31 protein-coding genes are annotated in these 26,113 nt (G+C 74.8%); 13 read left to right on the forward strand and 18 right to left on the reverse strand.

Annotated elements, in window-relative coordinates:
• Window positions 1–4: 4 nt before the first annotated feature.
• The 7 genes from ACI78Z_RS15800 to ACI78Z_RS15830 all read right to left on the reverse strand — a co-directional run bounded on the left by ACI78Z_RS15800 (window position 5) and on the right by ACI78Z_RS15830 (window position 4,676).
• On the reverse strand, window positions 5–859 hold the full coding sequence (locus tag ACI78Z_RS15800; protein WP_457037487.1) for a DUF3159 domain-containing protein: 855 nt from the start codon (window positions 857–859) through the stop codon (window positions 5–7).
• Window positions 856–1,233: an OB-fold nucleic acid binding domain-containing protein gene (locus ACI78Z_RS15805; protein ID WP_457037488.1), complete on the reverse strand. Its 378-nt coding sequence runs from the start codon at window positions 1,231–1,233 to the stop codon at window positions 856–858. Before ACI78Z_RS15805 ends, ACI78Z_RS15800 begins: the two co-directional genes overlap by 4 nt.
• Complete coding sequence (locus ACI78Z_RS15810; RefSeq protein ID WP_457037489.1) at window positions 1,230–2,039, reverse strand: alpha/beta hydrolase family protein; 810 nt, start codon at window positions 2,037–2,039, stop codon at window positions 1,230–1,232. The genes ACI78Z_RS15805 and ACI78Z_RS15810 overlap by 4 nt, the downstream gene beginning before the upstream one ends.
• A complete protein-coding gene (locus tag ACI78Z_RS15815) occupies window positions 2,036–2,746 on the reverse strand; it encodes a DUF3710 domain-containing protein (protein WP_457037490.1) in 711 nt (236 codons plus the stop codon). The genes ACI78Z_RS15810 and ACI78Z_RS15815 overlap by 4 nt, the downstream gene beginning before the upstream one ends.
• Window position 2,747: 1 nt before the next feature.
• On the reverse strand, window positions 2,748–3,242 hold the full coding sequence (dut, locus tag ACI78Z_RS15820) for a dUTP diphosphatase (protein WP_457037491.1): 495 nt from the start codon (window positions 3,240–3,242) through the stop codon (window positions 2,748–2,750).
• A gap of 142 nt (window positions 3,243–3,384) precedes the next feature.
• Window positions 3,385–4,269 carry a hypothetical protein gene (locus ACI78Z_RS15825; RefSeq protein WP_457037492.1) on the reverse strand — a complete coding sequence of 295 codons (885 nt, stop codon included), beginning with the start codon at window positions 4,267–4,269 and terminating at the stop codon, window positions 3,385–3,387.
• A gap of 104 nt (window positions 4,270–4,373) precedes the next feature.
• Window positions 4,374–4,676, reverse strand: coding sequence for a DUF4193 domain-containing protein (locus tag ACI78Z_RS15830; RefSeq protein ID WP_012948011.1), 303 nt, complete (start codon window positions 4,674–4,676; stop codon window positions 4,374–4,376).
• A 331-nt stretch (window positions 4,677–5,007) separates the two neighbouring features.
• On the opposite strand from ACI78Z_RS15830, the gene ACI78Z_RS15835 reads away from it, so the two are divergent.
• On the forward strand, window positions 5,008–6,054 hold the full coding sequence (locus ACI78Z_RS15835) for a phosphotransferase family protein (RefSeq protein ID WP_457037493.1): 1,047 nt from the start codon (window positions 5,008–5,010) through the stop codon (window positions 6,052–6,054).
• Window positions 6,055–6,107: 53 nt separating this feature from the next.
• Window positions 6,108–6,647, forward strand: a complete 540-nt coding sequence (locus ACI78Z_RS15840) for a LytR C-terminal domain-containing protein (RefSeq protein WP_457037494.1) — start codon at window positions 6,108–6,110, stop codon at window positions 6,645–6,647.
• A 148-nt stretch (window positions 6,648–6,795) separates the two neighbouring features.
• On the opposite strand, the gene ACI78Z_RS15845 is transcribed toward ACI78Z_RS15840, so the two are convergent.
• Complete coding sequence (locus ACI78Z_RS15845) at window positions 6,796–7,608, reverse strand: inositol monophosphatase family protein (protein WP_457037495.1); 813 nt, start codon at window positions 7,606–7,608, stop codon at window positions 6,796–6,798.
• Window positions 7,609–7,666: 58 nt separating this feature from the next.
• On the opposite strand from ACI78Z_RS15845, the gene ppgK reads away from it, so the two are divergent.
• The 5 genes from ppgK (at window position 7,667) to ACI78Z_RS15870 (ending at window position 14,191) form a co-directional block, all read left to right on the forward strand.
• Complete coding sequence (gene ppgK / locus ACI78Z_RS15850; RefSeq protein ID WP_457037496.1) at window positions 7,667–8,410, forward strand: polyphosphate--glucose phosphotransferase; 744 nt, start codon at window positions 7,667–7,669, stop codon at window positions 8,408–8,410.
• A 294-nt stretch (window positions 8,411–8,704) separates the two neighbouring features.
• Window positions 8,705–9,994 carry an RNA polymerase sigma factor gene (locus tag ACI78Z_RS15855; RefSeq protein ID WP_457037497.1) on the forward strand — a complete coding sequence of 430 codons (1,290 nt, stop codon included), beginning with the start codon at window positions 8,705–8,707 and terminating at the stop codon, window positions 9,992–9,994.
• Between the two features lie 451 nt (window positions 9,995–10,445).
• Entirely contained in the window at window positions 10,446–10,670 is a 225-nt protein-coding gene (locus ACI78Z_RS15860) for a DUF7455 domain-containing protein (protein WP_012949566.1), read from the forward strand.
• A 143-nt stretch (window positions 10,671–10,813) separates the two neighbouring features.
• Window positions 10,814–13,027: a VanW family protein gene (locus tag ACI78Z_RS15865; protein WP_457037498.1), complete on the forward strand. Its 2,214-nt coding sequence runs from the start codon at window positions 10,814–10,816 to the stop codon at window positions 13,025–13,027.
• Between the two features lie 96 nt (window positions 13,028–13,123).
• Entirely contained in the window at window positions 13,124–14,191 is a 1,068-nt protein-coding gene (locus ACI78Z_RS15870) for a YihY/virulence factor BrkB family protein (protein ID WP_457037499.1), read from the forward strand.
• Window positions 14,192–14,416: 225 nt separating this feature from the next.
• On the opposite strand, the gene ACI78Z_RS15875 is transcribed toward ACI78Z_RS15870, so the two are convergent.
• Window positions 14,417–14,647 (reverse strand): DUF3039 domain-containing protein, encoded by a 231-nt coding sequence (locus ACI78Z_RS15875; RefSeq protein WP_457037500.1) that lies wholly within the window; start codon window positions 14,645–14,647, stop codon window positions 14,417–14,419.
• A gap of 77 nt (window positions 14,648–14,724) precedes the next feature.
• Between ACI78Z_RS15875 and ACI78Z_RS15880 the strand changes: the two genes are divergently transcribed.
• Together ACI78Z_RS15880 and ACI78Z_RS15885 are read left to right on the forward strand one after the other, a co-directional pair.
• On the forward strand, window positions 14,725–15,675 hold the full coding sequence (locus ACI78Z_RS15880; RefSeq protein WP_457037501.1) for a pseudouridine-5'-phosphate glycosidase: 951 nt from the start codon (window positions 14,725–14,727) through the stop codon (window positions 15,673–15,675).
• 2 nt (window positions 15,676–15,677) lie between these two features.
• Window positions 15,678–16,553 (forward strand): carbohydrate kinase family protein, encoded by an 876-nt coding sequence (locus tag ACI78Z_RS15885; protein WP_457037502.1) that lies wholly within the window; start codon window positions 15,678–15,680, stop codon window positions 16,551–16,553.
• A gap of 122 nt (window positions 16,554–16,675) precedes the next feature.
• On the opposite strand, the gene ACI78Z_RS15890 is transcribed toward ACI78Z_RS15885, so the two are convergent.
• The 3 genes from ACI78Z_RS15890 to ACI78Z_RS15900 all read right to left on the reverse strand — a co-directional run bounded on the left by ACI78Z_RS15890 (window position 16,676) and on the right by ACI78Z_RS15900 (window position 19,176).
• Complete coding sequence (locus tag ACI78Z_RS15890) at window positions 16,676–17,017, reverse strand: DUF3099 domain-containing protein (RefSeq protein WP_457037503.1); 342 nt, start codon at window positions 17,015–17,017, stop codon at window positions 16,676–16,678.
• A gap of 161 nt (window positions 17,018–17,178) precedes the next feature.
• Window positions 17,179–17,763, reverse strand: coding sequence for an HhH-GPD-type base excision DNA repair protein (locus ACI78Z_RS15895; protein ID WP_457037504.1), 585 nt, complete (start codon window positions 17,761–17,763; stop codon window positions 17,179–17,181).
• A 450-nt stretch (window positions 17,764–18,213) separates the two neighbouring features.
• On the reverse strand, window positions 18,214–19,176 hold the full coding sequence (locus ACI78Z_RS15900) for a hypothetical protein (RefSeq protein ID WP_457037505.1): 963 nt from the start codon (window positions 19,174–19,176) through the stop codon (window positions 18,214–18,216).
• 882 nt (window positions 19,177–20,058) lie between these two features.
• Between ACI78Z_RS15900 and ACI78Z_RS15905 the strand changes: the two genes are divergently transcribed.
• On the forward strand, window positions 20,059–20,703 hold the full coding sequence (locus ACI78Z_RS15905; protein ID WP_457037506.1) for a dihydrofolate reductase family protein: 645 nt from the start codon (window positions 20,059–20,061) through the stop codon (window positions 20,701–20,703).
• Between the two features lie 255 nt (window positions 20,704–20,958).
• Here ACI78Z_RS15905 and ACI78Z_RS15910 read toward each other — a convergent pair whose 3' ends face one another.
• Both ACI78Z_RS15910 and ACI78Z_RS15915 read right to left on the reverse strand, forming a co-directional pair.
• Window positions 20,959–21,438, reverse strand: coding sequence for an SRPBCC family protein (locus tag ACI78Z_RS15910; RefSeq protein ID WP_457037507.1), 480 nt, complete (start codon window positions 21,436–21,438; stop codon window positions 20,959–20,961).
• A 115-nt stretch (window positions 21,439–21,553) separates the two neighbouring features.
• Window positions 21,554–22,849, reverse strand: coding sequence for a hypothetical protein (locus ACI78Z_RS15915; protein WP_457037508.1), 1,296 nt, complete (start codon window positions 22,847–22,849; stop codon window positions 21,554–21,556).
• A gap of 68 nt (window positions 22,850–22,917) precedes the next feature.
• Between ACI78Z_RS15915 and ACI78Z_RS15920 the strand changes: the two genes are divergently transcribed.
• Window positions 22,918–23,526 (forward strand): TetR/AcrR family transcriptional regulator, encoded by a 609-nt coding sequence (locus tag ACI78Z_RS15920; RefSeq protein ID WP_457037509.1) that lies wholly within the window; start codon window positions 22,918–22,920, stop codon window positions 23,524–23,526.
• 196 nt (window positions 23,527–23,722) lie between these two features.
• Here the strand turns inward: ACI78Z_RS15920 and ACI78Z_RS15925 are convergent, their stop codons facing one another.
• Window positions 23,723–23,851, reverse strand: coding sequence for a hypothetical protein (locus tag ACI78Z_RS15925; RefSeq protein ID WP_457037510.1), 129 nt, complete (start codon window positions 23,849–23,851; stop codon window positions 23,723–23,725).
• Window positions 23,852–23,954: 103 nt separating this feature from the next.
• The gene (locus ACI78Z_RS15930) at window positions 23,955–24,461 is read right to left on the reverse strand and encodes an aldo/keto reductase (protein ID WP_457037511.1); all 507 of its coding nucleotides are present in this window, start codon (window positions 24,459–24,461) and stop codon (window positions 23,955–23,957) included.
• 137 nt (window positions 24,462–24,598) lie between these two features.
• Between ACI78Z_RS15930 and ACI78Z_RS15935 the strand changes: the two genes are divergently transcribed.
• Both ACI78Z_RS15935 and ACI78Z_RS15940 read left to right on the forward strand, forming a co-directional pair.
• Window positions 24,599–24,799, forward strand: a complete 201-nt coding sequence (locus ACI78Z_RS15935) for a hypothetical protein (RefSeq protein WP_457037512.1) — start codon at window positions 24,599–24,601, stop codon at window positions 24,797–24,799.
• Window positions 24,796–25,113: a type II toxin-antitoxin system PemK/MazF family toxin gene (locus tag ACI78Z_RS15940; protein WP_457037513.1), complete on the forward strand. Its 318-nt coding sequence runs from the start codon at window positions 24,796–24,798 to the stop codon at window positions 25,111–25,113. Before ACI78Z_RS15935 ends, ACI78Z_RS15940 begins: the two co-directional genes overlap by 4 nt.
• A gap of 51 nt (window positions 25,114–25,164) precedes the next feature.
• Here the strand turns inward: ACI78Z_RS15940 and ACI78Z_RS15945 are convergent, their stop codons facing one another.
• Together ACI78Z_RS15945 and ACI78Z_RS15950 are read right to left on the reverse strand one after the other, a co-directional pair.
• Window positions 25,165–25,290, reverse strand: a complete 126-nt coding sequence (locus tag ACI78Z_RS15945) for a hypothetical protein (protein ID WP_457037514.1) — start codon at window positions 25,288–25,290, stop codon at window positions 25,165–25,167.
• Between the two features lie 136 nt (window positions 25,291–25,426).
• Entirely contained in the window at window positions 25,427–26,098 is a 672-nt protein-coding gene (locus tag ACI78Z_RS15950) for an ArsR/SmtB family transcription factor (RefSeq protein ID WP_457037515.1), read from the reverse strand.
• Window positions 26,099–26,113 lie beyond the last annotated feature (15 nt).

Consider the following 26,113-nt stretch of genomic DNA (forward strand, 5'->3'; position numbering starts at 1 on the left):
CCGGCTACGCGGCGGGACGCTCGCCGCCGGCCTCCGCCGGCGGGTCGGCCACGTCCGCGCGGTGCCGGTGCAGCCGGGACACCACCCACAGGGTCACCACGACCTCGACGGCGGTGACCGGCAGGCCCAGCAGCAGCGAGGCGGTGCCCAGCAGCTCCACCTCGTCGGCACGGTAGAGCACCCACTGGACGGCGACGCGCACCAGGAAGACGACGCCCCACATCAGCGTCAGCCACGAGTAGGCGCGCACCATGCGCGGGTCGTCGCGCCAGTGCCGTTCCGGCGCGGGGTCGGCCGGGCGCGCGCCGGTCGCGGGGTGCGGCGGTGGCCGGTGGTGCAGCGTGGCGTTGACCCGGTCGATCCGGCGGCGCAGGCCCGGCAGCGAGTGCGACGCCATGGAGCCCAGGTGGCTGGGGGCCAGGAACTCCGCGACCACGCCCACCAGCGGCCAGCGGACGGCGATGGAGCCGATCAGCACCACGCCCAGCGCGGCGTTGCGGATCAGGCCCGGCACGAAGAAGTCGCGGGCCTGCCCCGACGCCGCGGCGATCGCCACCGCGATCGCGACGCCGAAGAGCCCGCTGACGGCCTGCTGCACGCTCTCCCGGCGCACCAGGCGCAGCCCGAAGAGCAGGACGGCGGCGCCGAGCGCGGCCCCGATGCCGGCGCGCAGCCCGGCCAGCGAGTTGGCCACGATGAACGCCACGGTGGGCAGCGTGGCGTCAAGCATGCCGCGCCAGCCGCCGAGCTGCTCCAGGACCAGGTGGCGGTCGAAGGCCACGCCGGGCGGCCCGGCCGCGGCGTCGTCCCCGGACGGTGCCGGACCGCGACGCCCGTCCCCCTCGGGCGCAGCCGTCACCCGGCGCTCAGCTCGTACCGGGGGTTGTAGATGACCTGCCGCCCGTCGAAGGAGGCGAAGCGGCCGTGCGCGGTGAGCGTGCGGCCGGGCTCGATGCCGGGGATCCGCCGGCGGCCGAGCCACACGAGGGTGACCGACCCGGAGCCGTCGAACAGCTCGGCCTCCAGGGTGGGCACCGTCTCCCGCGGCGTGTAGACGACCGACTTCAGCCGGCCGGTCACGGTGACCACGGCCCCCTTGCGACAGGAGCTGACCGCCTCGCAGCCGGCGTTCGCCGACCCCGCGCGCAGCTCCTCGGCGTCGATGGCCTGGTCGTCGGCGGTCAGCCGCTGCAGCGTCCGCGTGAACCAACCGCCCTGGCGTGTCTGCGTCACGGATCCAGCGTAGAGCTGCCGGAGCGCACCCCGGCGCGCGACCGCAGCCAGTCGCGGACCAGTGCCCACGGCGCCCCCGCCGGGTCGATCAGGACCATGTGGTCACCGGCGACGAGCCGCACGTCGACGGCCACGCCCCGCGCCTCGGCGGCCCGCGCGTAGCGGGTGCTCTGCTCGGCCGGGACGGTCGTGTCCCCGGTGCCGTGCACGCACAACAGGTCGACGCCGGCCGGGACCAGCCCCACCGGGTCGGCCGCCGCATAGCGCTCGGGCGCCTGCTGCGGCTCGGCGCCCATCAGGTCCTGCACCGCCCCGTCGCCCAGCCGCTGCGCCGCCGCGCGCGCCAGGTCGAGCACGCCCGCCTGCAGCGCGGCCGCGGCCACCCGGACCCGCGGTCGCGCGCCCGGCGCGCCCGCGGGCAGCGACGGCCGGCCGGCGGCCCACGCGGCGAGGTGCCCACCGGCGGAGTGCCCGACGACCGCGACGCCGGAGAGGTCGAGCCGGTCGCCGTCCGGGAGGTCCGGGAGCGCGTCCAGGGCCGCGGCGACGTCCTCCAGGGTGGCCGGCCAGCCGCCGCCGGCCCCGACCCGGCGGTACTCGACGGCGACCGCGGCGAAGCCGGCGGCGGCCAGGTCCGCGGCCAGCGGCCGGGCCAGCTCGACGCCGTACGCCGCCCGCCAGAAGCCGCCGTGCAGCACGACCACGACGGGAGCAGGGGCCACCGGCGCCGGGCCGGTCCCCGCGGGCAGGGTCAGCTCGACGAACTGGTCGGGGTGCGACCCGTAGGCGGTGCGGACGGCCCTCACGCGCCGGGCGGGGACGGTGGCGCCCCCGGCGGGCGGGGGGTCTGCTGGGCGGCGAGCTGCGCCGCGGCCTGCGGCGGGAGGGTCAGCGGCAGCGGCTCGCGGACCGGCATCGGCGCGGACCCGCGGACGACGACGATCTGGCGGAACACCTGCTCCAGCGCGGCGGCGGCCTCCGGGCGCTCCGCCGCGGGGCCGCTGATCATGCCGCGCAGGAACCAGCGGGGGCCGTCGACGCCGACGAACCGGGCGGGACGGCGCACCGGCGCGGGGGCCGGCTGACCGGGCTGCGCCGGCGGGTTGGCCCGCACGAAGCCGGCCAGCTCCGGACCGAACGGCCCGTCGACCTCGTGCAGCGACCCGCCCTGGCCTGAGGCGCTGCGGGCCAGGTCGGCGCGGACGTCGTCCCAGATGCCGCCGGCCCGCGGCGCGGCGAACACCGCCACCTGCAGCAGCGAGTCGCCGTACCGCAGCGTGGCGCCGATGACCTTCTGCTGGGCGTTGACGTCCACCCGCAGCTCCGTGCCCGGGACGGCGGGCAGCCGCAGGGAGCCGAGGTCGATGCGCGGGGTGCCGTCGTCGGGGGCGTCCGCGGCGTCCCACGGGCCGGTGGTCTCCGCCACCTCGCGGACCTTGTGCTGCGGCTCCGGCGGCACCCCGCGCTCGCGCAGGCTGCGGTCGATCCGGTTGCGTCGCCGTCCGAACGGCATGTCAGTCGGTTCCCTTTCCCGAGACGGTGGCGTGCCCGCCGGTCGACCCGTGGCCCCCGGCCCCCCGCACGCTCTCCGGCAGCTGCTCGACCGGCACGAACCGGGCGCGCACGACCGGCTGCACCACCAGCTGCGCGACGCGGTCGCCCCGGCGCAGTCGCAGCGGGCGCGTGGAGTCGAGGTTCACCAGGTTGACCTTGATCTCCCCGCGGTAGCCGGCGTCGATGGTGCCCGGCGCGTTCACCAGCGACAGCCCCATCCGGTGGGCCAGGCCCGAGCGCGGGTGCACGAAGCCGGCGTACCCCTCCGGGATCGCCACCGCCACGCCGGTGCCCACCAGCGCCCGCTGGAACGGCGCCAGCTCGAGGTCCTCGGCGATGGCCAGGTCGGCCCCGGCGTCACCGGGCAGGGCATAGGCGGGGACGGCGTCCTCCGGGGAGGTCAGCCGCACCGGGACCTCCACCTCGCGGACGACGGGGAGGGAGGGGTCGGGCACGTCCGCGACCCTATAAGGACCCCCTCCTCCCCACGCCTCGGAGAAGGACCCCGTCCTCCTCATCCCTCGCAGGCTCGGGACGAGCCTCTGGACGGGGCCGGCGGCGAGCCTCTGGACGGGGCCGACAGGGCCGGGCCTCGTGTCAGCGGCGGGGGCGGCGCAGGTCGGCGAGCACCCGCCGGGCCAGCGCCTCGGTCGCCTTCCGGTTGGCGCGGCCGCCCAGCGCCGCGCCGAGGAGGAACGGGGCCGCCCCCGGGACGCTGCGGGCCATCCGGCGGGTCACCCGGCGGCTCAGCGTGCGCAGGCCGGCCGTGCCCAGGACGGCACCCAGCCCGGGGACGGCGGAGTCGTCGACCGCCCGCTGCTGCGTCCAGCTGGACAGGTAGGCCAGCGCGCGGGCCCGGGCGTCGCCCGCCGCGGGGCGCCCGTGCAGCTCGTGCAGCTCACCGAGCAGGACCACCTCCACGGCGGCGGTGAGCACCGTCTCCGCACCCAGCTCGAGCGGCAACGCCAGCAGCGACGGCGGCGCGACCCAGTGGGCCGCGGACAGCCCGCCGATCGCCGCGCCGATGCCGGAGGTGAGCGTCGCGGCCCGGGCCACGAGCGCGTCGGCGATCTCCTCGTCGGTCGCGCCGGGGTGGGCGGCGCGCAGCCGCGCGGCGTCGCGGATGGGCAGCCGCGGGGCGGTGGTGGTCAGCAGGTCGCCCAGGAGGTCGCCGGGGGTGCGCGGCTGCCCACCGCCGTCCGCGGCCGGCCGGGTGGCGTCGCGGCCGGCGCGGACCCCGGCGGCCGCGACCGCGGCGACGACGTCGCGCACCGTCGCCGCGGTCGAGCGGCGCCCCTCGGAGGTCGGCTCCGTCGTCCCGCCGAGCAGGCCGGAGACGGCGTCAGCCAGCAGCCGGCCGGCCCGCGAGAGCGGGCCCTCCTCCGCGGTGGGGGCCGTGGCGCCACCGGTCGCTGCGGGCACGACCGGGCGCGGCGGCGGCACGTCCCGCACCGGTCCGGTGCGCTCTCGGTGGTCCGTCACTGGCTCTCCTCCGCTCGCACGCCTCTCCCGGCGTGCCCAGGGATGGCCCCGCTGCAGGGTCCCGCCCCGAGCCTGCGAGGGGTGGGGGGCAGCGGGGTCCTTCGTCAGGCGGCGCAGTCGCGGCAGAAGAGCTGGTCGCCCTTGGTCGCCGCGAGCCGGCTGCGGTGCTGCACCAGGAAGCAGCGCGAGCAGGTGAACTCGTCCTCCTGCTTGGGCAGCACACGGACGGTGAGCTCCTCGTTGGACAGGTCGGCGCCGGGGAGCTCGAGGTTCTCGTTGAAGTCGGTCTCGTCGACGTCGACCGACGAGGACTGCGCCTCGGCGCGGCGGGCCTTGAGCTCCTCGAGCGAGTCCTCGCCGAGCTCGTCGGCCTCGTTGCGGCGCGGGGCGTCGTAGTCGGTGGCCATGGGAAGTGCCCCTCCTCCGGGGTCGTCGCGGGCGCGGCGCCCGCATCGTTCGCGGCGCCGGCCTGCGGCGCCGCCGTGGTGTCCGGCCGCCGTCGGCGACCGGGGGTCCGAGGACCGGTGACCGCGGAGGCGGACACCGGCCGGTGCTCCTGCGCCCGTGCCGCCCGACCCACCGGCGGACGGCGGGACAGCCGGCACGGTCTGACCGGCGGACCCCCCAACGTCGCGCGGTCGCCGTTTGTGCCCGGCGCGCGAGGGTCGCGAGGGTGTCGCCACCTGGCTACCGGGAGGATCGGACGGAGCGCGGAGCGCCAGAGGTTACCCTGCGCCCGTGTCGACTCCCGTGGGTGCTGATCCGGCCGTCGTCGGGCCCTACCTGGCCTCCGTCCTCGGGGAGGAGCGGTGGTCCCGGGTACGCGTGGAGTTGATCGCGGCGGGCATGTCCAACCTCACCTACGTGGTCACCCCGGAGGACGGGGCGGACGACGACGCGGTGATCCTGCGGCGCCCGCCGACCGGCGCGGTGCTCGCCACCGCGCACGACATGGCCCGCGAGCACAAGGTGGTGTCCGCGCTCGTGCCCACCGCCGTCCCGGTGCCGCGGACCCTGCACCTGTGCACCGACACCGAGGTGCTCGGCGCCCCCTTCTACGTGATGGAGCGGGTCGTCGGCCTGCACGTCGTCGACGAGATCCCGGCCGGCTACGCCGACGAGCCGGCCCAGCGCCGCGCGATCGGCGAGGGGCTGGTCGACGTCCTGGCCGACCTGCACGCCGTCGACCACGAGGCGGTCGGCCTGGGCGACTTCGGGCGGCCCGAGGGCTTCATGGCCCGGCAGGTGCGGCGCTGGACCCAGCAGTGGGACGCCACCCGCGACCGCGACCGCCCGGGGCTGGACGCCCTCGCCGCCCGGCTGGCGCAGACGGTTCCCACCACCCAGCGCAACGGGATCGTCCACGGCGACTTCCGGCTGGACAACTGCCTGCTCGACCCGCAGATCCCCGGCCGGATCCGGGCGGTGCTGGACTGGGAGATGTCCACCCTCGGCGACCCGCTGGCCGACCTCGGGATGCTGCACGTCTACTGGCCGCAGGCCGGGGAGGAGGCCGTCGCCGGGCAGAGCACGGTCACCTCCCTCGAGGGCTTCCCGACCCGCGCGGAGGTCGCGGCACGCTACGCCGCCCGCAGCGGCCTGGACCTGTCCGACCTGCCCTGGTACGTCGCCTTCGCGTACTTCAAGTTCGCCGCGATCGTCGCCGGGATCGTGGCCCGGTCGGCCGCCGGCGCCATGGCCGGCAAGGACACCGCCGGGTACGCCGACCGCATCGACCCGTGCGTGGAGCGGGGACGCGCCGCACTCGACGACGGTGTGATCTAGACAGCGCGCCCGGCCCTACACTCCGGCCGTCCACCAGTGACCGAGGAGAGCCCGTGAGCGCGCCGCCCACCGACCGTTCCGCGGTGCGTCCCCGCAGCGGCCGCCGGCCGATCCCGCCGCTGGTCTTCCTGCTGGTCCTCGCCCTGGCCGCGCTGGTCGTGTGGTGGAACGTCTTCGACACCGAGGGGGAGCTCGAGGCCGAGGAGGAGCAGGCTTGCGCCAGCGCCTCGGCGGCACCGCCCTCCCTGGACCCGACCACGGTCACGCTCCGGGTGTTCAACGCCACCGACAGAGGGGGGCTGGCCCAGGAGGTCGCGGCGACCCTGCAGGAGCGGGGCTTCGTCGTCGAGGAGATCGCCAACGACCCGACCGAGCGCGAGGTCACCGGCGTCGGCGAGCTGCGCCACGGCCCGCGCGGCAACGAGGCCGCCGCCTACGTCGCGCTGTTCCTCCCCGGAGCCGGCGACTTCCTCGACACCCGGGCCACCGCCACGGTGGACTTCGTGATCGGCCCCGACTTCGCCGGCCTCGCGCCGCCGGAGGAGGTCGAGGCCGCGCTCGCCGCAGGCGCCAGCGCCGCCGCTGCCTGCTGAACGGCCCGCCGCAGGAGTTGATCATGGGCTCGTTGCAGGCGGCGCGCGCACACGCCGATCGACGCCGCAACACCCCCGGGATCGACATCGGGCAGGCGACGGCGGGCGCCCGGGCGGCGCGTCGTGGGACCCCGGGAGCGACGACCGGCTAGCGGGTGTGCAGCCGGTCGAGCAGGGCGAGGAACTCGTCGGCCACCGACGGCGCCACCGCGATGCCCAGGGGCTCGGCGAACGGCCGGTCCGGCAGGCCGGTGACGACCACGCCGGCCTCGGCCGCCACGAGGGCGCCCGCGGCGACGTCCCAGCGGTTGAGGTGCATCTCGTAGTACGCGTCGACCCGGCCGGCGGCCACGGTGCACAGGTCCAGGGCGGCCGAGCCGTGCCGGCGGATGTCGCGGACCCGCGGCAGCAGCTCGGCGACCACCGCGGCCTGGGCGCGGCGCTGCTCGGCGCGGTAGCCGAAGCCGGTGGCCACCAGCGCCCGGTCCAGCGAGGGCGGGCGGCTGCCGGTCAGCCGCACCGGGTCGGCCCCGGGGACGGTCAGGTGCGCGCCGCCGCCGGCGGTCGCCGAGAACAGCTCGCCGGTGGCCGCGTTGAGGACCACGCCGGCCACCGCCTCCCCGTCGACCTCGGCGGCGATGGACACCGCGTACGCGGGCAGGCCGTAGACGAAGTTGGTGGTGCCGTCGATCGGGTCGACGACCCAGCGCACCCCGCTGGTGCCGCTGCGCTCGCCGCCCTCCTCCCCCAGTAGCCCGTCGTCCGGCCGGGCGCCGAGCAGCCGGCGGGTGACCAGCTCCTCGCAGGCGCGGTCCACAGCGGTGACCATGTCGACCGGGCTGGACTTGACGTCGACCTGCGCACCGGCCGAGGCGCGGCCGCGCGCGACCAGGTCGGCGGCCTCGCGGGCGGTGGCGACGGCGAGGTCGAGCAGGGCGGCGGGCTCCGGCGCGGTGGTCATGGCCCGATCCTGCACGAGCGGGTCTGGCGCGGACTCCGGCGATCACTACCCTGACCGCGTGCTCGGCTTCGGCGTGGACATCGGTGGCAGCGGGATCAAGGGGTGCCTGGTCGACCTCGACACGGGCCAGCTGCAGGGCGAGCGGGTGCGCATCGAGACGCCGCAGCCCTCGCTTCCCGACCCCGTGTACGACGTCGTCGCGCGGATCGTGGACTCCTTCGGGTGGGAGGGGCGCATCGGCGTCACCTTCCCCGGGGTGCTGAAGAGCGGGGTCGTGCACACCGCGGCCAACGTCGACAAGAGCTGGCTGGGCACGCACCTGGCCGAGGGGCTGGCCTCCCGTATCCCCGGCACGGTGCAGACGCTCAACGACGCCGACGCCGCCGGCTTCGCCGAGATGCGCTACGGCGCCGGCCGCGACAAGCGGGGCGTCGTCCTCATGCTGACCTTCGGCACCGGCATCGGCAGCGCCCTGTTCACCGACGGCGTCCTGGTGCCCAACACCGAGTTCGGCCACATCGAGGTCGACGGCGAGGACGGCGAGAAGCGCGCCTCCGCGTCGGCCCGCGAGCGCGAGGACCTCAGCTACCCGCAGTGGGCCAAGCGGGTGGACCGCTACCTCGACGTCCTGGAGGCCGCCGTCTGGCCGGACCTGATCATCGTCGGCGGCGGGGTGAGCAAGAAGGCGCACAAGTGGGTGCCGCTGCTGTCGACCCGCACCCCCGTCGTCCCGGCGCAGCTGCTCAACGACGCCGGCATCGTCGGCGCGGCGCTGGCCGCCGAGGAACGCATCGGGCAGTGACCGTCCCGGCACGGCGCGGCGTCACCACGGAGGGTGAGAACGCCCCTGCGCCTCGGTGCAGTCCCCCAGGTCGGGGGCACCGCGCCCGGCGAAACGGTGGACCGGGGGAAACGCGTCGTTACAATGGAAACGCCACGCTCCCGTCGCTCCCAGCCGAGAGGCATCCCCCACTTGCGCACCGGTGAAACCCCGGACGTCCGTCGGGCCCTCTCGCGCTCCGGACGCCGGCCGAGGCCGCTGCCCGGGGACCACACGGCCCCCCGGGGAACGCACCCAGCACGGGAAGGAACCTGAGTGCCCGCCGACCAGCCAGCACCGGCCAAGGCCCCCGCTCGCAAGCGGACGGCCAAGAGTGCGGCGAAGCCCACCGCCGCCAAGGGCGCCCGCAAGCCGACGATCACGCCCTCCCCGGGCGGCGGTGAGGGCGCCGTGCTCACCGCCGTGGCCACCGACACCGGCGCGGTCGCCGTGGTGGACGCCGGCAGCGAGGGCCTCACGATCGACGAGACGATCGTGGCCACGCCGGACGGCGTCGCCGAGGCCCCGACCGACTCCGAGGTGGCCGCCACTCCCGAGGAGGCCGCCGAGGGCGGCGACTTCGAGTGGGACGACGAGGAGGAGTCCGAGGCCCTCCGCCAGGCCCGCAAGGACGCCGAGCTCACCGCCTCGGCCGACTCCGTCCGCGCCTACCTCAAGCAGATCGGCAAGGTCGCGCTGCTCAACGCCGAGGAGGAGGTCGACCTCGCCAAGCGCATCGAGGCCGGGCTCTACGGCGCCGAGCGGCTGCGCCAGGCCGAGGAGGAGGGCCAGAAGCTCTCCCCGCAGATGCGCCGCGACCTCAACTGGATCGTCCGCGACGGCGAGCGCGCCAAGAACCACCTGCTGGAGGCCAACCTCCGCCTCGTGGTCTCCCTCGCAAAGCGGTACACCGGCCGCGGCATGGCGTTCCTGGACCTCATCCAGGAGGGCAACCTCGGCCTGATCCGCGCCGTCGAGAAGTTCGACTACACCAAGGGCTACAAGTTCTCCACGTACGCCACCTGGTGGATCCGGCAGGCGATCACCCGCGCCATGGCCGACCAGGCCCGCACCATCCGCATCCCGGTGCACATGGTGGAGGTCATCAACAAGCTCGGCCGCATCCAGCGCGAGCTGCTCCAGGACCTGGGCCGCGAGCCCACCCCGGAGGAGCTGGCCAAGGAGATGGACATCACCCCGGACAAGGTGCTGGAGATCCAGCAGTACGCCCGGGAGCCGATCAGCCTCGACCAGACCATCGGCGACGAGGGCGACAGCCAGCTCGGTGACTTCATCGAGGACTCCGAGGCCGTCGTCGCCGTCGACGCGGTGAGCTTCACGCTCATGCAGGACCAGCTGACCAGCGTGCTGCAGACGCTGTCGGAGCGGGAGGCCGGCGTCGTCCGGCTGCGCTTCGGCCTCACCGACGGCCAGCCGCGCACGCTCGACGAGATCGGCCAGGTCTACGGCGTGACCCGGGAGCGGATCCGGCAGATCGAGAGCAAGACGATGTCGAAGCTGCGCCACCCCAGCCGCTCCCAGGTGCTGCGCGACTACCTGGACTGAAAGAGGACCCCGTCCTCCTCACCCCTCGCACGCTCGGGGGGCGAGCCTCGGGACGGGGCCAGAGGGTGCTCGACGGCCCCCGACCCGGACGGGTCGGGGGCCGTCGACTCATCTCGGGATGGTCACGATCTCACCCCGATGAGCCGGGCGATCGGTGTACGGCGTCACGCGCCGGGTAGACGGCGTAGCGTGGGGGTTGTCAAGACAGCAGCGGACCCACCAGCCGGATGACGACCGGCGCACGCGAACGACGACAACAGCACGACACGACAGACCGGCACCACCCAGTGACGTCCCTGCTGACCCGGCACCACCCGCACCACCGGCACCGGCCTCACCGTCTTCGGCGAGTCCACCGTCGGAACGGACGGAACGGGAACACAGGGGGACATCCTGGCGCTGTGCAGGAGGCCGATCCGCAGCCGCGGGTCCGTGCGGTAGAGAGCGAGTGATGACCCAGATGACCCAGACGCTGACGACGACCCCGCCCGCCGACGACCTCGTCGTTCCCTTTCACTGTGACCGCTGTGGCGCACTGGCCAAGGTGCGGGTGGTCCTCGCCAGCGGCAGCGACCTCGTCTTCTGCGGGCACCACGCCCGTGAGTACGAGGGCAAGCTCCGCGACATCGCCGTCGACATCATCGAGACTGACGGCGAACAGCGCCTCAGCCACTGACGGAGGCGCTATCGTCGCGGACAGCGATGCAGCCCTCACCCGACGCCGCCGCCGGCGTCCCGTCCCCACCTGATGGGGACAGGGCGCCGGCGGCTCCGTCGTTTCCGGGATCCCCCGGTCGACGACAACCCGGAGATCCCGCGATGCCCCCGCAGTCCCCCGCGCCGCACGCCCAGCAGACCCCCACCGGGCAGACGCCGGCGCAGCAGTCCCCGGACCAGCCGGACCACACCGCCCCCATCGAGGACGTCGGCCTCTCCGACGAGACCCGCCCCGTGCCGCGCGACCGCGGCCCGATCGGCCCCGAGGTGCCCGGCCCGGCGACCCCTGCCGACCCGCCCGGAGCGCCAGCGCCCGAGGCCGACGACGAGACGCCGGCTCCGTCGGAGCCCGCCGTCGAGGACGGCGAGACGCAGGACATCCGGTTCGCCCCCGGTGCGGCGCCCGGCCTGCTCCCGCCGCCCGCCGACCCCGACGACCGCACCGGCGTGCTGGCCCCCGTGCCGGCGGGGACCCCGGACGCCGGCGGGGTGGGGAACGGCAGCTCCGACGGCCCGGACGGCGACAGCCCGGACGCGGGCACGCCGCAGCCCCGCCGCTCCTGGTGGCGCCGCCCCGCTCTGGTCACCCCTGTCGCGGCGGCCGGCGTCCTGGCCGCCGGCTACGGGCTGGACCTCGTGGTCACCGGCGGCGACGTCCCCCGCAACACCGTCGTGGCCGGCGTCGACCTCGGCGGCCTCTCCCCCGCGGCGGCCGCCGATCGGCTGGAGACCGACCTCGCCCCCCGCGTCGTCGCCGACCACGTGGTGCTGGCCGACGACGTGGAGGCCACCCTCTCGCCCGCCACCGCCGGCATCACCCTCGACGTCGAGGGCACCGTCGACGCCGCCGCCGACCAGCCGCTGAACCCCTGGACCCGCCTGGTCAGCCTCGTGGCCGAGCGCGAGGTCGACCCGGTGATCACCGGCGAGGACACCGCGCTCGCCGCCCAGATCGACGGGATCGCCGAGCAGGTCGACCGCGCCCCGGTCGACGCCACCATCGCCATCGAGGGGACGACGCCCCGCCTCGTCGAGCCCGTGCCCGGGCGGACCCTCGACCGCGAGGGCTCCGCCGAGGCGGTCACCGCCGCGCTCGCCTCCGGCGGCGACCCCACCACCCCCATCGAGCTCCCCGTCGACGTCACCGAGGTGTCGGTGGACACCGCGGAGGCCCAGCGGGTCCTGGACGAGACGGTCACCCCCGGCCTGGCGGCCCCGGTCACGGTGTCCAGCCAGGACGGCGCCACCTCCGTCGAGGTGCCCGAGCGCGCGATCGCCGCGTCCCTGACCTTCACGCCGCAGGAGGACGGCGGGCTGGCCGTCGCGATCGACCCCGCCGCGCTGCAGGAGGCAATGGGCGACGACTTCGCCGAGTTCGGCACCCCCGCCGAGGACGCGCGCTTCGAGCTGTCCGGGGGCAGTGTCTCGATCGTCCCCTCGGTCGACGGCACCGGCATCGACCCCGCCGCGCTCTCCACCCATCTGCTGGAGGTCCTGCCGCAACCCGCGCCGCGCACGGTCACCGCCGACCTGGGCCCCCTCGCGCCGGAGTTCACCACCGCCGACGCCGAGGCGCTGGGCATCCGCGAGGAGATCAGCAGCTTCACCACGAACTTCACCAGCGCCGCCAGCGGCACGAACATCCGGGTGGCCGCCGCGGAGATCGACGGTGCGCTGGTCCGGCCCGGCGAGACCTTCAGCCTCAACGGCCACACCGGCCCGCGCACCGCCGCCCAGGGCTACGTCGAGGCCGGCGTCATCCAGAACGGCGAGTTCGCCACGGCCGTCGGCGGCGGTGTCAGCCAGGTCGCCACCACGATGTTCAACGCGGTCTTCTTCGCCGGCCTCGAGGACGTCTACCACAAGCCGCACAGCTTCTACATCAGCCGCTACCCGGCCGGCCGCGAGGCGACGGTCTACTACGACTCGATCGACCTGAAGTGGCGCAACGACGGCGACACCGGCGTCTACGTCGACACCCAGTGGACGCCGAACTCCCTCACCGTCACCTTCTACGGGACCAAGCGGTACGACATCGAGTCGATCAGCAGCGACCGCTACAACCTCCGCGAGCCGGTCGTGCAGGAGAAGCCGGACGACGGCAGCTGCAGCCCGCAGGGCGGCTCGACCGGCTTCGACATCACCGTCACCCGGGTGTTCAACGACCCGGCCAGCGGTGCGGAGGTCAGGCGCGAGGACTTCCGCACCCGGTACGCCGCCGAGCCGCGGGTCGTCTGCGTGCCGGTGGCCGACCCGGCCGCCCCGCCGGCGCCCGACGGCACGGTCCCGGTTCCGGCGCCCGCTCCCGGCGGCTGACCACCCCGGCCCGCCCCGTCGCCCGCCCGGGTGGCGGGTGACGGCGCCCGGCCCGGTCGGCCGGTCCCCGCGCTGACCTGCGTGCACACTGGAGCGGTGCGCACCGTCCTGCCCGGGGGCCGATCCGCCGGCACCGGTTCCCCCGAGGACGGCGCCGACGACGACGTCCCGGCGGGAGCCACCGCCGTCCCCGTGGACGGTGCCGGGCCGGCCCAGGGACGGCTCGACCGCTGGCCCGCTCCGCTGCGCGTCCCGCTGCAGGTGCTCGGGCGCACGGTCGCCAAGGCCTGGCACGACCGCATCCTGGGGCTGTCGGCGGAGGCGGCGTTCTGGCAGATCCTCTCCGTGCCGCCGCTGCTGATCGGGCTGCTGGGCACGCTGGGCTACCTGGGCACGCTCATCGGCGAGGACTCGGTGGCCCGGATCGAGGCGGAGCTGCTCCGCGCCTCGACGGAGGTGCTGACGCCGGACGTCGTCGCCTCGCTGGTGCAGCCCACCCTCGACGACATCCTCGGCTCGGGGCGGCTGGAGCTGGTGAGCGTGGGCTTCCTGCTCTCGCTGTGGGCCGGCTCCTCGGCGACGGCCACGTTCATGAACACGGTGGTCATCGCCTACGACCAGCGCGACGTGCGCGGCCCGGTCCGCACCCGGCTCATGGCGCTGTGGTTGTTCGTCGTCGGCCTGCTCCTGGCGGTGCTCACGCTGCCGCTGCTGGTGCTCGGCCGGGGGGTGCTGGTCTCGCTGCTGCCGACCGACTGGCAGGCCACCGCGACGGTGCTGGTCAACGCGGTGTACTGGCCGGTGGTCCTCGTCGGCCTGCTGCTGGCGCTGACCAGCTTCTACCACGTGGTGCTGCCGCGGCGGCTGCCGTGGCACCGGCACCTGCCGGGCACCGTGCTGGCCGTCGCCTTCTTCGTCGTCACCGCGCTGGCCACTCGCGCCTACGTGGCCGACATCCTCACCACCACGCTGCCCTACGGGGCGCTGGCCACCCCGATCGCCGTGCTGCTGTTCTGCTTCTTCTTCGGGATGTCGGTGCTGCTCGGCGCCGAGCTGAACGCGACGGTGCAGGCCCGCTGGCCCGCGCCGCTGCGCCGGCACCAGCGGCGCAGCCAGCGGCGGCGGGCCGCCAAGCTGCAGCGTGCGCGGGAGCAGGTCGATTGACGGTTCGTGCCGTCGCAGCGGCGAGATCGGTGGTCTCGCACGGTGACCGGCCTCGGAGCGTGCGAGATCGCCGATCTCGCCGGTCGACCACCCCCAAGAACCCGAGAACCGCTGTGAGCCCCCGGACCGGCATCGCGACGATCATGGAGTTGCGGTAGCGACCCACCGATTCCGGACGGCGTGTCGCTCCCCGGACCTCGTGGTCGTCGAGGGACGGCGGCCGGCTCAGTCCTTGCGGAGCTGCTCGTAGATCTCCTTGCAGGCCGGGCACACCGGGCTGCCCGGCTTGGGGCTCTTGGTCACCGGGAAGACCTCGCCGCACAGGGCCTCGACCATCGTGCCCATGACCGCGCTCTCGGCGATCTTGTTCTTGCGCACGTAGTGGAAGACCTCGTTGGCGTTGCCGGTGTCGCCCTCGCGGACGTCGGGCTTCTCGAGGATGTCGGTGCTGCTCACGCGGGTGCTCCCTCGGGTCGGGGACGGTCCGGGAGGCGCCTCCGGAGCGCGACTCCCCCGCCCCCCATGATGGCAGGGTGCAGCTCCCCTCCCCCGGTCCGGCCGCCGTCCCGTCGTCCCCGGCCCCCGTGCTCTCCCCCGAGGTCGCCGACGCGCTGGCGGCCGGCCGGCCGGTCGTGGCGCTGGAGAGCACGCTGCTGGCCCACGGCCTGCCCCGGCCGGACAACCGCGCCGCGGCCGACGAGGTCGAGGCCGCCGTCCGGGCCGGGGGCGCGGTCCCGGCGACCATCGCCGTCCTCGACGGCGTGCCGCACGTCGGGCTGACCGCTGCCGAGCTCGACCGGGTGTGCGCCGACCCCGACCTGGCCAAGCTGGCCGTGCGCGACCTGCCGGTCGCGCTGGCGCTGGGCCGCAGCGGGGCGACGACGGTCTCGAGCACCGCGCTGCTGGCCGCCGCCGCGGGCATCGGCGTCTTCGCCACCGGCGGGCTCGGTGGCGTGCACCGCGAGGCGGCCGACACCTTCGACGAGTCCGCCGACCTCACCACGCTGTCGCGCACCCCGCTGCTGGTGGTGTGCGCGGGGGTGAAGTCCATCCTGGACGTCGCGGCGACGCTGGAGCGGCTGGAGTCGCTGTCGGTCACCGTGGTGGGCTACGGGACGACGACCTTCCCCGGCTTCTACGTCGCCGACTCCGGCTCGACGGTGGACTGGGCGGTGTCCTCGCCCGAGGAGGCCGCCGCCGTCCTCGCCGCGCGGCGGGGCCTGACCCCCGGCGGCGTGGTGGTGGCCAACCCGCTGCCGGACGACGAGCAGCTCGACCCCGCCCTGCACGACCGGGTGATCGCCGACGCGCTGGCCGCCGCCGCGCGGGCCGGCGTGCGCGGCAAGGCGGTGACGCCCTTCGTGCTCGACCACCTGCACCGGGTCAGCGAGGGCGCGACGCTCGCGGTCAACGTGCGCCTGGTGCTGCGCAACGCGGAGCTGGCCGGCCGGATCGCCGCGGCCCTGGCCGCGCTCCCCTGCTGACCGTGCCGGACGTCGTGGTGGTCGGCGACCTGGTCACCGACGTCGTCGTGCTGCTCGACGGGGACCCGGCGCCCGGGTCGGACCGGCCGGCGACGATCCGCAGCCGCGGCGGCGGGGCCGGCGCGAACGTCGCTGTCCACCTGGCCCGGCTCGGCACGCCGGTCACCTTCGCCGGCTGCGTGGGGGACGACGCCTCGGGCACCGGCCTGGTCGCCGAGCTGGCCGCCGCCGGGGTGACACCGGCCGTGCGCACCGTGCCGGGTGCGGCCACCGGGACGATCGTCAGCCTGGTCGAACCCGGAGGGCAGCGCAGCATGCTGGCCGACCGCGGCGCCAACCTCGCCCTGGAGGCGGCGGACGTCCCGGTACCGGCGCGGGGCGGGCACCTGCACGTCTCCGGCTACAGCCTGTTCACCCCGGGTCCGCGCGCCGCCGTCCTCGCCGCCGTGGCCGCTGCCCGCGCCGCCGGGTGCACCGCCTCGGTGGACCCGGCGTCCACCGGACCGCTGGCCGCCCACGGCGTCGAGCGCTGGTTGGCCGACACCGCGGCGGCCACGCTGGTGCTGCCCAACGCGGACGAGGCGCGGCTGCTCACCGGCCGCGCCGACCCGGCAGCGGCGGCCCGGGCGCTCGCTACCCGCCACCCGGTCGCGGTCGTGACGCTGGGCGCCGACGGCGCGCTGTGGGCGGCGGGCGACGTGCTGGTGCACCGGCCGGCGCACCCGGCGCGGGTGGTCGACACCACCGGCGCCGGAGACGCGTTCACCGCCGGGCTGCTGTCGGTCTGGCTGGCCGACCGGGACGGCGACCCGGTCGCGGCCCTGGAGGCGGGCCTGGCGCGGGCCGCGGCCGTGGTGGCCACGCCCGGTGCCCGCTGAGGCCCTGGTGAGGTGCTGGAACCCCTTGCAGGGCCCGCCGCGGCCCCGTCCCGGGTCCCACCCTGAGCTCGCGAAGGGTGGGGAGGAAGGGACCCTTCCACGGTGGGGGCAGAGGGGGCCCTTCAGTGCTCGATGACCCGGCCCGGGCGCGCGGGGTTCTCCAGGATGCGGTCCGGCCGCGGCGGGGTGTAGCGGTGCGCGTCGAGCTTCTTCTTCGGCGGCCGGTCGTTGGCCATCATCACCGCGATCCAGGGCAGCACGGTGCCCAGGAGGGCGAAGATCAGCGCGAGCCACAGCGTCTGGTAGAAGACCGCGGCCAGCACCAGGCTCACGCCGCGAACGGCCATGGTGATCACGTAGCGCTTCTTCCGCGCGGCGTGCTGCTCGGCCAGGCTCGGTTCCGCCTCGGTGATGAGCACCGGCTCCGGCCGGCGGGATCGCGCGGGCTGCTGGCTCGAGGCCACGGGCTTCCTCCCCTCCGCCGCCCTCACGGGTCTCGGCGGATCGGCTCCACGGGCTGCGGCGCCCGGCGTCCCGACGGCGCCTGGGTCCCCCGCACAGCCCGGGGTCTGCCGCCCATCGTGCCACCGGATCGCGCACGATGCAGGCGCCCCGACGTGGTCTCTCAGGAGGTCACGGCGCCCTTCGCCGCGCGCTTGGCCTCCTGCTTGAACTGCCGCACCTCGGCCAGGGACTCCGGTCCGGTGATGTCGGCGACCGACCGCCGGGCCCCCTCCTGGCCGTAGTCGCCTGCGGCCTCCCGCCAGCCCGGCGGGGTGACGCCGTACTGCTTGCCGAGCAGCGCAACGAAGATCTTCGCCTTCTGCGCCCCGAAGCCGGGCAGCTGGCCGATGCGCTCCAGGAGGGTGGCGCCGTCCGGGACGTCGGCCCACAGCCGCTCCGCGCGGCCGTCGTAGCGCTCGACCAGGAGCCGGCACACCGCCTGGGCGCGGGCGGCCATCGAGCCGGGGTAGCGGTGGACCGCCGGCGGGCCCTGGAAGACCTTCGCGAGGTGTTCGGGGTCGGCGTCGGCGATGTCGGCCGCCGAGAGCGTGTCGACGCCCATCCGGTCTGCCAGCAGGCGCGGCCCGGAGAAGGCCCGCTCCATGGGGAACTGCTGGTCGAACAGCATCCCGAGCAGCAGGGCCAGGGGGTCCCGGCCGAGCAGCTCGTCGGCCGCGGCGTCCTGGGTCAGGCGGAGGGTCGGCACGTCCCCGATCCTGCCGCACTGGACGGACGGCGACGTCTGCCCCCTGCCGGTTGCCGGTAGCCGTGTCCACCCGCTCCTCGATCTGAGACGTCCGGTTCACGGGGCGCTGAGCAACCGGTCCGGGCCAGGATGGGTCGGCGGGACGCAGGCCGCCGCGGCAGGGGGCGGGTCTGCAGCGGCACCCGCTCCCGTGTCGATCGGACGACCTCCCGCGCGGATCACCGACGTGGCGGGTACAGCCGCTGGCCGAGGCCCGTGCCGGTCGCCCGGGGTCGGGCGATTGCCTCCGCGCGGTCGGGACCTGCAGCCCGGTGAGCACGGCGGCGATCGCGCTCCGGCCAGTCAGCTCGGGGAGGACGCACGGGACGCGGCCTCCCGGCCGCCGGAGACCTCTCCCCGTGATCCCTGCCGGCCACCGTCGACGGCGGCCCCGGGCCGACGCAGACCGGGTCAGTCGTCGACGAGCACGACCTCGTACTGCTCGGCGGTCGGTGGGAGGCCGGTGTCGAACTTCGCGTTCACGACGGCGAGCCGGCTGTCGTGCCGGATCGCGGTCGTCGGGACCTGGAAGAGGTCGCTCGTGATGACCTCCACGACCGATCCGGCCGTCAGATCCCCGCTCAGCCGCACCTCGGTGACCTGGTTGCTGTTCTGCACCGCCCAGAGCCGTCGGCCGTGCAGCACGATGCCATCGACGGTCGGCACGCTGACCCCGGTGATCCGGGCGCTGTCGCCGCTCGCCGGATCCACCGTGTACAGCGCGCCGTTGGCGGCGTGCGCGACGACGAGCGTGCCGCCGTGCCGGACGGCGGCGATGCCGTTGAGGTTGAACGGGCCTGGTGTCTCGGCCGCCGGTCCCCGCAGGGTCAGCGTGCGGAACTCTGCTCCCGGTCGGCCGTGGCGGTCGATCGGCACGAAGTACAGGACGCCCCGGCGGCTCTCGGTGAACCACGCGCCCGACTCGGTGAGGGTGACGTCGTTGACCACTGTGGTGGGGGGATCGGCGTCCGGTGGGGACGGCGGAGCGAACTGGTAGGTGGCGACGGTGACCCCGGTCCGCAGGTCGTAGACGTACGCCTGACCGGTGCCGCCGCCCGCCACGTACAGCAGGTCGTGCCGGGTGTCGGCGTCCATGCCGACCGCCCACCGCCCCTCCGGCGCGTCGATGAAGAGCTCGGCGGTCCCCTTCTCCAGGTCGCCGCGGAACACGTCGCCGGCGAACAGGTCGCCCGCGTAGAACGTGCTGCCCCCGCCGTGTGCGATGCCCTCCGCCGAGGTGGCGCCCGGCAGGACGATGACCTCCGGCGCCGTCGCCGCGGCGGACGGGATGCCCGTGACCACCAGGCCGACCACGCAGCTGACCAGTGCCATCGCCCGGAGGTGGCCGGTCGCTCTCCGCATCGTCGTGGGCATGGCTGGCTCCGATCGGCGCTGTCGGACTCTGGTCGGACGAGACGGTCGTCAGCTGCTCGCTCCGCCGACTGTGGCCCGCAGGGCCTGTGCGGTGTAGGGACCAACGCCCCCCGTTCGTCCCCCGGTTCCACCGGGCAGGAACGAGCTCGACCGCGGACCATGCGGTGGTCCGAGACGCCGACGCGTGCTGCCGAGCGCCGCAACGCCCGTGGGCCCGGTCGTCGGTTCACGTTCGTGACCCGGTGGACCCGGTACTGCACCCGGGCTCCGGGCAGGACCCGCCGGCCAGGAACACGGCCTGGTCGACCCCGCGTAGCGCTCGTCCCCTGTCTCCAAGCGGGGATCGGTCGAGGACTGGTAGTGCTCGTCCGAGTTCGTCGGCGCCCCGCCGCCCATGCTCGCGAGGATCGCCGGGGTGAGCTCACCAGGCCGGAGTGCTGGGCGTAGGTGGAGCCCCCTCGTCGGTCTGCATCGTGGCGCGCACGTCCGAGCGGCCCAACCCGTCCGGGCACACCAGCACCCGGTCCGCGCCGGCGCCGATCCGACCGCTTCGCCGCGCGGGCCGGGTACTGGAGCGCTCAGGCGCAGCCCACCCCTCCGCCGCCGACACGGTGGCTGCGATGGCCGCGGACCGGAGCGCACCGCCCGGTCGCGGACGACGGCCACCGCTGCCACGCGGTCCGGTCGAGGTGCAGGCCGGACGGCCGGACAGTTCCAGCGGCCGACACGGCGTCTCTCCCGCCGTGCAGGCCGCATCCTGAGCTCTCCGCTCCGCCATCGCCGGCCGCAGCCCGGTACCCCTGCGAACCGCATCCCCGCCCGGCGATGAGTTCCCCGCTGACCGACGGTCCACCTGTCATCGGCCGCACGAGGAGGAGCCACGTGGACCAGCTGCTCAGAGTCCAGAACTTCACCGTCTCGAGTGACGGATTCGGGGCCGGTGAACACCAGAGCCTGGAGAGACCGTTCGGCCACGCCGACCCCGGGGACCTGTTCGCCTGGGCCGGCGCCACGGCGAGCTGGCCCAACCGCACCGATCCCGGAGGCAGCCGCGGGCTCGACGACTACTTCACCCGGGACTTCGCCCACAACATCGGCGCCGAGATCATGGGTCGCAACAAGTTCGGTCCCCAGCGTGGCCCCTGGGAGGACCACGAGTGGCAGGGCTGGTGGGGCGCCGAGCCGCCGTTCCACACCCCTGTGTTCGTGATGACCCACCACCCGCGCCCGTCGTTCACGCTCTCCGACACCACGTTCCACTTCGTCGACGCCGACCCGGCCACGGTCCTCGACCTGGCACGGGAGGCGGCCCAGGGCCGGGACGTCCGACTCGGCGGCGGGGCCACCGTCATCCGGCAGTTCCTCGACGCCGACCTCGTCGACACCATGCACGTGGCGGTCTCGCCGGTGGAGCTCGGCGCCGGCGTCCGGCTCTGGACCTCACCCGACGAGCTGCTCGACCGCTTCCACCTCGACGTCGTGCCCAGCCCGAGCGGCGTGACGCACCACCTGTTCTGGCGCAGGTGACACGAGAGCCCACGAGGGGACGCCGGATGCGGTGGATGTGGGCGTAGGTGCTCCTGCGTTCAGCTGCTTCGTCGACGCACGTGCTGGTCGGACAGCATCCCGAGCAGCAGGGCGAGCGGGTCGCGGCCGTCGATGGGCGTCCCGTCGTCCCCGGGATGTCCTCGTCGTCATGACGGTGACGGTGCGCGGGCTCCGCCACTGCACATTCGCGGGAGGGCGGGAGCTGGCAGGGTCGCCACGGGTGTGCACTCCGGGTCAGCGCGCTTCGGCGGCCGCCTTGATGCGGGAGAGCGTTGTCTGCATGCCCTCATGCAGGTCCGCATCGCGGTCCGCGCTGCCGGTCCACTTCTCCGTCAGCCAGGACATCGCCTTCGGCAGCGGGCGCTCCACCTCGTAGGACTCGGTCAGCCGCGTTCCGCTCGGGGTCGGCTCGAGCACGTACCGCCAGGTGTAGGAGCCGATGCCCGGCCCGTTCCGGTTGAACGCGAACTCACGGCCCACCTCGGCGACGATGACCACCGGCGTGTTGAACCACCCGGGACCGCGGCGGCCCTTGTTGCGGGCCTTGAACCGGGCACCGACGGCCGGGCCCGTCGCGCCGCCGGTCCAGGCGCACTGGCGACACTCGGGGCTCCACTCCCCCATACGGGAGATGTCGGCCACCAGCTCGTACACCTCGTCCGGTGGCGCCGCGATGGTCACGGTCACCGAGTCGTGGCGTCGACGCTCGGCCACAGCGGTCTCCTCCCGTCGAGCCGGCAGTGTCGGCCGGCGCCGGTGCGATGGGCGTGCAGCGTTGCGGAGTTCGTCGCCATTCAGGGACGTGTGCGCCTCGGCGACACCGCACGTGTCAGTCGGCGTCCATGGCGAAGCAGGTGACCCGGTGCAGCATCTGCAACACCGACATCCAGGTGACGACCTCGACGACGGCCTCCGCCGACAGCCCGCCGTCCCGACAAGCCGCGACGGTCGCCGCATCGACGGACGCGGGGCTGGACGAGGCCGCCCGGGCCAACCTCAGCACCGCCGCCGTCGTCCGGTCACCCGCAGGGAGCCTCGTGTCGTCGCCGCGCGCGATGGCAACTGCGTCGGCGAGTCGCTGACCACCGACGTCGGCGCGGTGGCCCAGAGCGCGGATGCCGACTGCGAGGTGCTCGTCCTGGACGATCTCGGCGAAGACGGCTCCGACGAGCACTTTGGCGTCGATGCCGACGACGGACGTCGCAGGGTCGAGGTTCTCCCGCAGCATCGAGGCGATGCTCCGGCGGACACGGCCGGACCGGAGGCGCGCCAGCACGGGGAACTCGTGCCCGGTCCGCTCCCGGAGGAACTCGCCGACCGCCGGCCACCGGCTCGGCACCCCACGCTGCCACCGGCGATCGAGCCGGATGGCGCCGGGCAGCAACGGCAGCAGCCGCAGCTTGGTCCCCCACCCGTCGACCGGCGGCGCGGGACGGGGAGGGATGGTGGGGTCGAGCAGCGCACCTGCCTTGCCGGGCGACCAGTGGGGGCCCAGCGTGTGCGCGACCTCGGCGACGACCGACTCCTCGAGTTCGACGCCGATGGCGTCCATGAACTTGTTGAGGAAGCCCATCATGGCCGCGCCGAGCACGATCCACTCGGCGTTCCGCTCGCCGTAGACGTCGAGCAGCTCGGCTCGCTCCTCGGCGGTCAGCTCACAGGGGATGCGTGCGAGTGACCGGGCCACGGCGATCGTCGCGAGCTCCCCGCGATCGAAGGACGCGGCCTCGGGGAGGAGAGCAGCCGCGACCTGCTCCGGCGAGGCCCCACGACGCATCGCGAACGAGCAGCTGTGCGCCGAGCAGTAAGGGCACTCCGCGGTGCGGCTCGCGACGTACATCGCCAGGCCCACGACCGCCGGAGGTGGCCCGCCCAGCCCCATGACGGGCACCGGCAGATTGAGGAAGTTCGGCACCAGGATGTTGTAGGTGCGGAACGCGGGTGGCCAGATCTCCAGATAGCGGTCGCAGTTCGGCACGACCCCGAGAACGGTGTCCACCAGCTTCAGCAGCGGGCGGTACTGCTCCTCGAGCACCTCCCAGCTCACCATCGCCTCCCGCAGGAGCGGGGTGAGCGGGGCGGCGACGGGCGTGCCGTCCGTGTCCTGCTCGGGCACGACGCTCATCGGGATCTCCTCACGCTCGACGAGCCGGGATTGACCGAGGACTCTGTCACTGACAGGATCACCTGTCAATGACAGATACGCACGTGAGCCGGATGGCGGACCGGCGCGCGGCGGTCGAGCGCCAGATCCTCGACGCGGCGTGGTCGGTGATGGCGCGTGAGGGCGCCGCGGCGCTCAGCGTGCGTGAGGTGGCGCGGTCGGTCGGGTTGCGCCAGCAGTCGTTGACCTACTACTTCCCGACCAAGCAGGCACTGCTGGACGCACTGTTCGCCGACGGGTTCTCCGACCTGCGCGCCGTCCTCGATCGCGTGCCGAGGCGCGAGGACCCGATCGACGCAGTCGTCTCGGTGGCGGAGGCCGTGGTCGGGTACTGCGTCGAGCACCCCGCCCGCTACCACCTGATGCTGCAGCGGACCGTTCCCGGCTTCGCGCCCAGCGACGCCAGCCACGACGTGGCACTCGGCGTCCTCGGCACGCTGGTCGACCGGCTCCTGGCGGCCGGCGTCAGCGACCCGGCCGACATCGCTCTCGTCCGCGGACTGATCAGTGGCCTCGCCTCCGAGCAGATCGCCAACGACCCCGGCGGTCGTGGGTACGTGGGTCACGTCGGCCGCGGCATCCGCGCACTGCTGTCAGCCGTCACCACCTCGGCCGGGCCGAGCGACATCCGCCGGTGATCGAGCGGAGTGGATTCCGTCGCGCCGCGCCCTCGCGCAGGAGGAGCACCGTCGGGGCTGGATCGACAGGTCGGTAGGGAGTCGGAGAGCCGCTGGTGCTCACGCCGACTTCCCTGCCTGTCGCGACGTGCGGGTCGCCGCGCGGCCCCGTGCGGTCACCACCCCGCGATCATCAGCAGGGGCGCCGGCAGGCCGGTCAGCGTCGGGCGTCACCGCTTCGTCGACGCATGTGCTGGTCGACGCGCATGCCCGGGAGCAGCGCGAGCGGGTCCCGGCCCAGCACCTCGTCGGCGGCGGTGTCCCGGGTGAGGGGCAGGGTCGGCACGCCCACATCGTGTCGCAGAGCCATCCGGGCTCGATCGTCCAGCGGGTCCGATCCCACGGCCCACGGTCCGCCGCACGCTCGGGCCCTTCCCGGCCGGACCCGGTCAGCACCCGGCGGCACGAGGTGGGACCTCCACCGCACCCTCCTCGGGCGCCTTCTGGCGACCGTGGAGGTGCTCACGCCGGCGGCCGCCCACACCTCCGTTCGGCGCGATCTGGTCGATGCGGGCCAGGTCGTCGTCGGCGAGTGCGGGTTCGGCGGCGGCGGTGTTGTCCGCGACGCGGACGGGGTTGCGCGATCCCGGGATCGGCACGATGTAGGGCTTGCGGGCCAGCAGCCACGCCAGCGCGAGCTGCGACAGCGTGGCGCCCTTGCTCGCCGCTAGCTCGGTGAGCTCCCGGACGAGCTCGACGTCGGTGCCGACGTTCTCCGGCTTCCACCACGCGAGCCGCTGCCGGAAGTCGTCCGCGGCGTAGTGCTCCCGCGACCGGACCGCGCCGCTGAGGAAGCCCCGAGCCAGCGGCGAACAGGCGACCAGCCCGATGCCCAGCTCCTCCGGGATTGGCAGTGCGCAGGTGCTCGTGCACGGCGCCCTCGCCTGCCTGGACATCGCCCTCGGGGAGTGGGTGCCTCCGACCGCGCCATGCCGCTCGCCGACCCGCTCGACGAGGCCTTTGCCGTCCTGCGCTGGGCTGCGGTCGCCGGAGCCTGTTGCACTGCAGTGAGACAGATGTCTAACATCGCCGCGTGAGCAAGACCATCGGATTCCGCCCGACGGAGGACGACGAGCGGATCATCCGGGAGGCGATGCGGGGCGACGAGCGCACGGCGGACGTCATCCGCCGCGCACTGCGCCTGCTGGACCGTGAAGCGTGGCTCGCGCGCGCGCGTGCCGATGCCGAGCGGTTGGTGGACGAGGATCTGTCCGACGAGACCGACGCCTGGTGATCCGCGGCGCCGTCTACCGGGTCGGCCTCGGCGAAGCCCGTCGCGGCCACGAGCAACGCGGTCGGCGGTACGGCCTGGTCCTGAGTCCGACCGACATGGCGTGGAACGTCGCCACGATCGTCCCGACGTCGACGCAGGCCCAGCCGGCCGTCTTCCGGCCCGAGATCGAGCTGGGCGGGGTCCCCACACGGTTCCTGGTGGATCAGCTGCGCAGCATCGACGTCCGCTTCGCCCACGCCGAGCCCGCGTTCTTCCTCCATCGCGACGAACTCGAGGAGGTCGAGGCCGCCGTCGCCCGGTATCTCGGCCTCTGACAGGCGTTTCGCGGCGCGCCCTGCCGGGTGCAGGCGCCGGCGCGGACGACCTCAGCTGCTCCGTTGGCCCAGGTGCCGGCCGAACGACATCCCGAGCAGCAGGGCGAGCGGGTCGCGGCCGAGCAGTTCGTCGGCGGCGGTGTCCTGCGCGATGCGGAGGGTCGGCACCCGCGCCATCCCGCCTCATCGGACCCCGGGCGGGTGTGCTGGTGAGCGGTACCGGCGAGCGCGGGCCCGCCGTCACGCACCGCGCCGCGAGGACCGGTCACCCGTCCCGCTAGGTCGAGCCCCGCAGGAGAGCGCACACGGGGCCCTACCCGACGCCCTGGCCCTCGACGGGCATGCCGTCGCGCGCCCACTCGGGGAACCCGTCCTCCAGTCGCAGGGCACGCCGTCCGCGGTGGTGCAGCAGCCGGACCGCCTCGTCGGCGTAGGCGCAGTACGGGCCCCGGCAGTAGGCGACCACCTCGGTGTCGGTCGGGATCTCCCGCAGCCGGTGCCGCAGGTCCGAGATCGGGATCGACCACGCCCCGGGGATGTGGCCCGCGGCGAACTCGGGCGCCGGGCGGACGTCGAGGACGACGACGTCCTGGTCGCGCAGCCGCCGACGCAGCTCGGCTCGGGTCATGGTCTCCAGCTCGGCGCGGTCGCCGAGGTACGCCTCGGCGAGCCGGTCGATCTCGGTCCGGTGGGCCGCGGCGACCTCCCGCAGTGCCGCCCAGAGCGCAGCCACGGCGTCGCTGGTGAGCCGGTAGTAGATCCGGGTGCCGGCCCGGCGGGTGCGCACCAGACCGCCGCGCAGCAGCTGCTGCAGGTGGTGGCTGGTGTTGGCGACGCTCTGCCCGATCTGCTCGGCGATCTCCTCGACCGACCGTTCCCCCTGGGCCAGCAGGTCGACGATCTCGGCCCGGCGGCCGTTTCCGAGCGCTCTCGCCGGCGCGGAGAGCCCGTCGAAGAGCGCGTCCTTCGCCGCCCGGTCACCCACGGCACCCACCTTCCT

The sequence above is a fragment of the Geodermatophilus sp. SYSU D01176 genome (genome assembly GCF_054050015.1).

Excerpts from the sequence above, each read along its gene's own strand:
- ACI78Z_RS15815 (WP_457037490.1), bottom strand. The coding sequence starts at position 2,746 with ATGCCGTTCGGACGGCGACGCAACCGGATCGACCGCAGCCTGCGCGAG.
- ACI78Z_RS15830 (WP_012948011.1), bottom strand. The coding sequence starts at position 4,676 with ATGGCCACCGACTACGACGCCCCGCGCCGCAACGAGGCCGACGAGCTC.
- ACI78Z_RS15845 (WP_457037495.1), bottom strand. The coding sequence starts at position 7,608 with ATGACCACCGCGCCGGAGCCCGCCGCCCTGCTCGACCTCGCCGTCGCC.
- ACI78Z_RS15860 (WP_012949566.1), top strand. The coding sequence starts at position 10,446 with ATGACCCAGATGACCCAGACGCTGACGACGACCCCGCCCGCCGACGAC.
- ACI78Z_RS15865 (WP_457037498.1), top strand. The coding sequence starts at position 10,814 with ATGCCCCCGCAGTCCCCCGCGCCGCACGCCCAGCAGACCCCCACCGGG.
- ACI78Z_RS15900 (WP_457037505.1), bottom strand. The coding sequence starts at position 19,176 with ATGCCCACGACGATGCGGAGAGCGACCGGCCACCTCCGGGCGATGGCA.
- ACI78Z_RS15915 (WP_457037508.1), bottom strand. The coding sequence starts at position 22,849 with ATGAGCGTCGTGCCCGAGCAGGACACGGACGGCACGCCCGTCGCCGCC.
- ACI78Z_RS15920 (WP_457037509.1), top strand. The coding sequence starts at position 22,918 with ATGACAGATACGCACGTGAGCCGGATGGCGGACCGGCGCGCGGCGGTC.
- ACI78Z_RS15930 (WP_457037511.1), bottom strand. The coding sequence starts at position 24,461 with ATGTCCAGGCAGGCGAGGGCGCCGTGCACGAGCACCTGCGCACTGCCA.
- ACI78Z_RS15945 (WP_457037514.1), bottom strand. The coding sequence starts at position 25,290 with ATGGCGCGGGTGCCGACCCTCCGCATCGCGCAGGACACCGCCGCCGAC.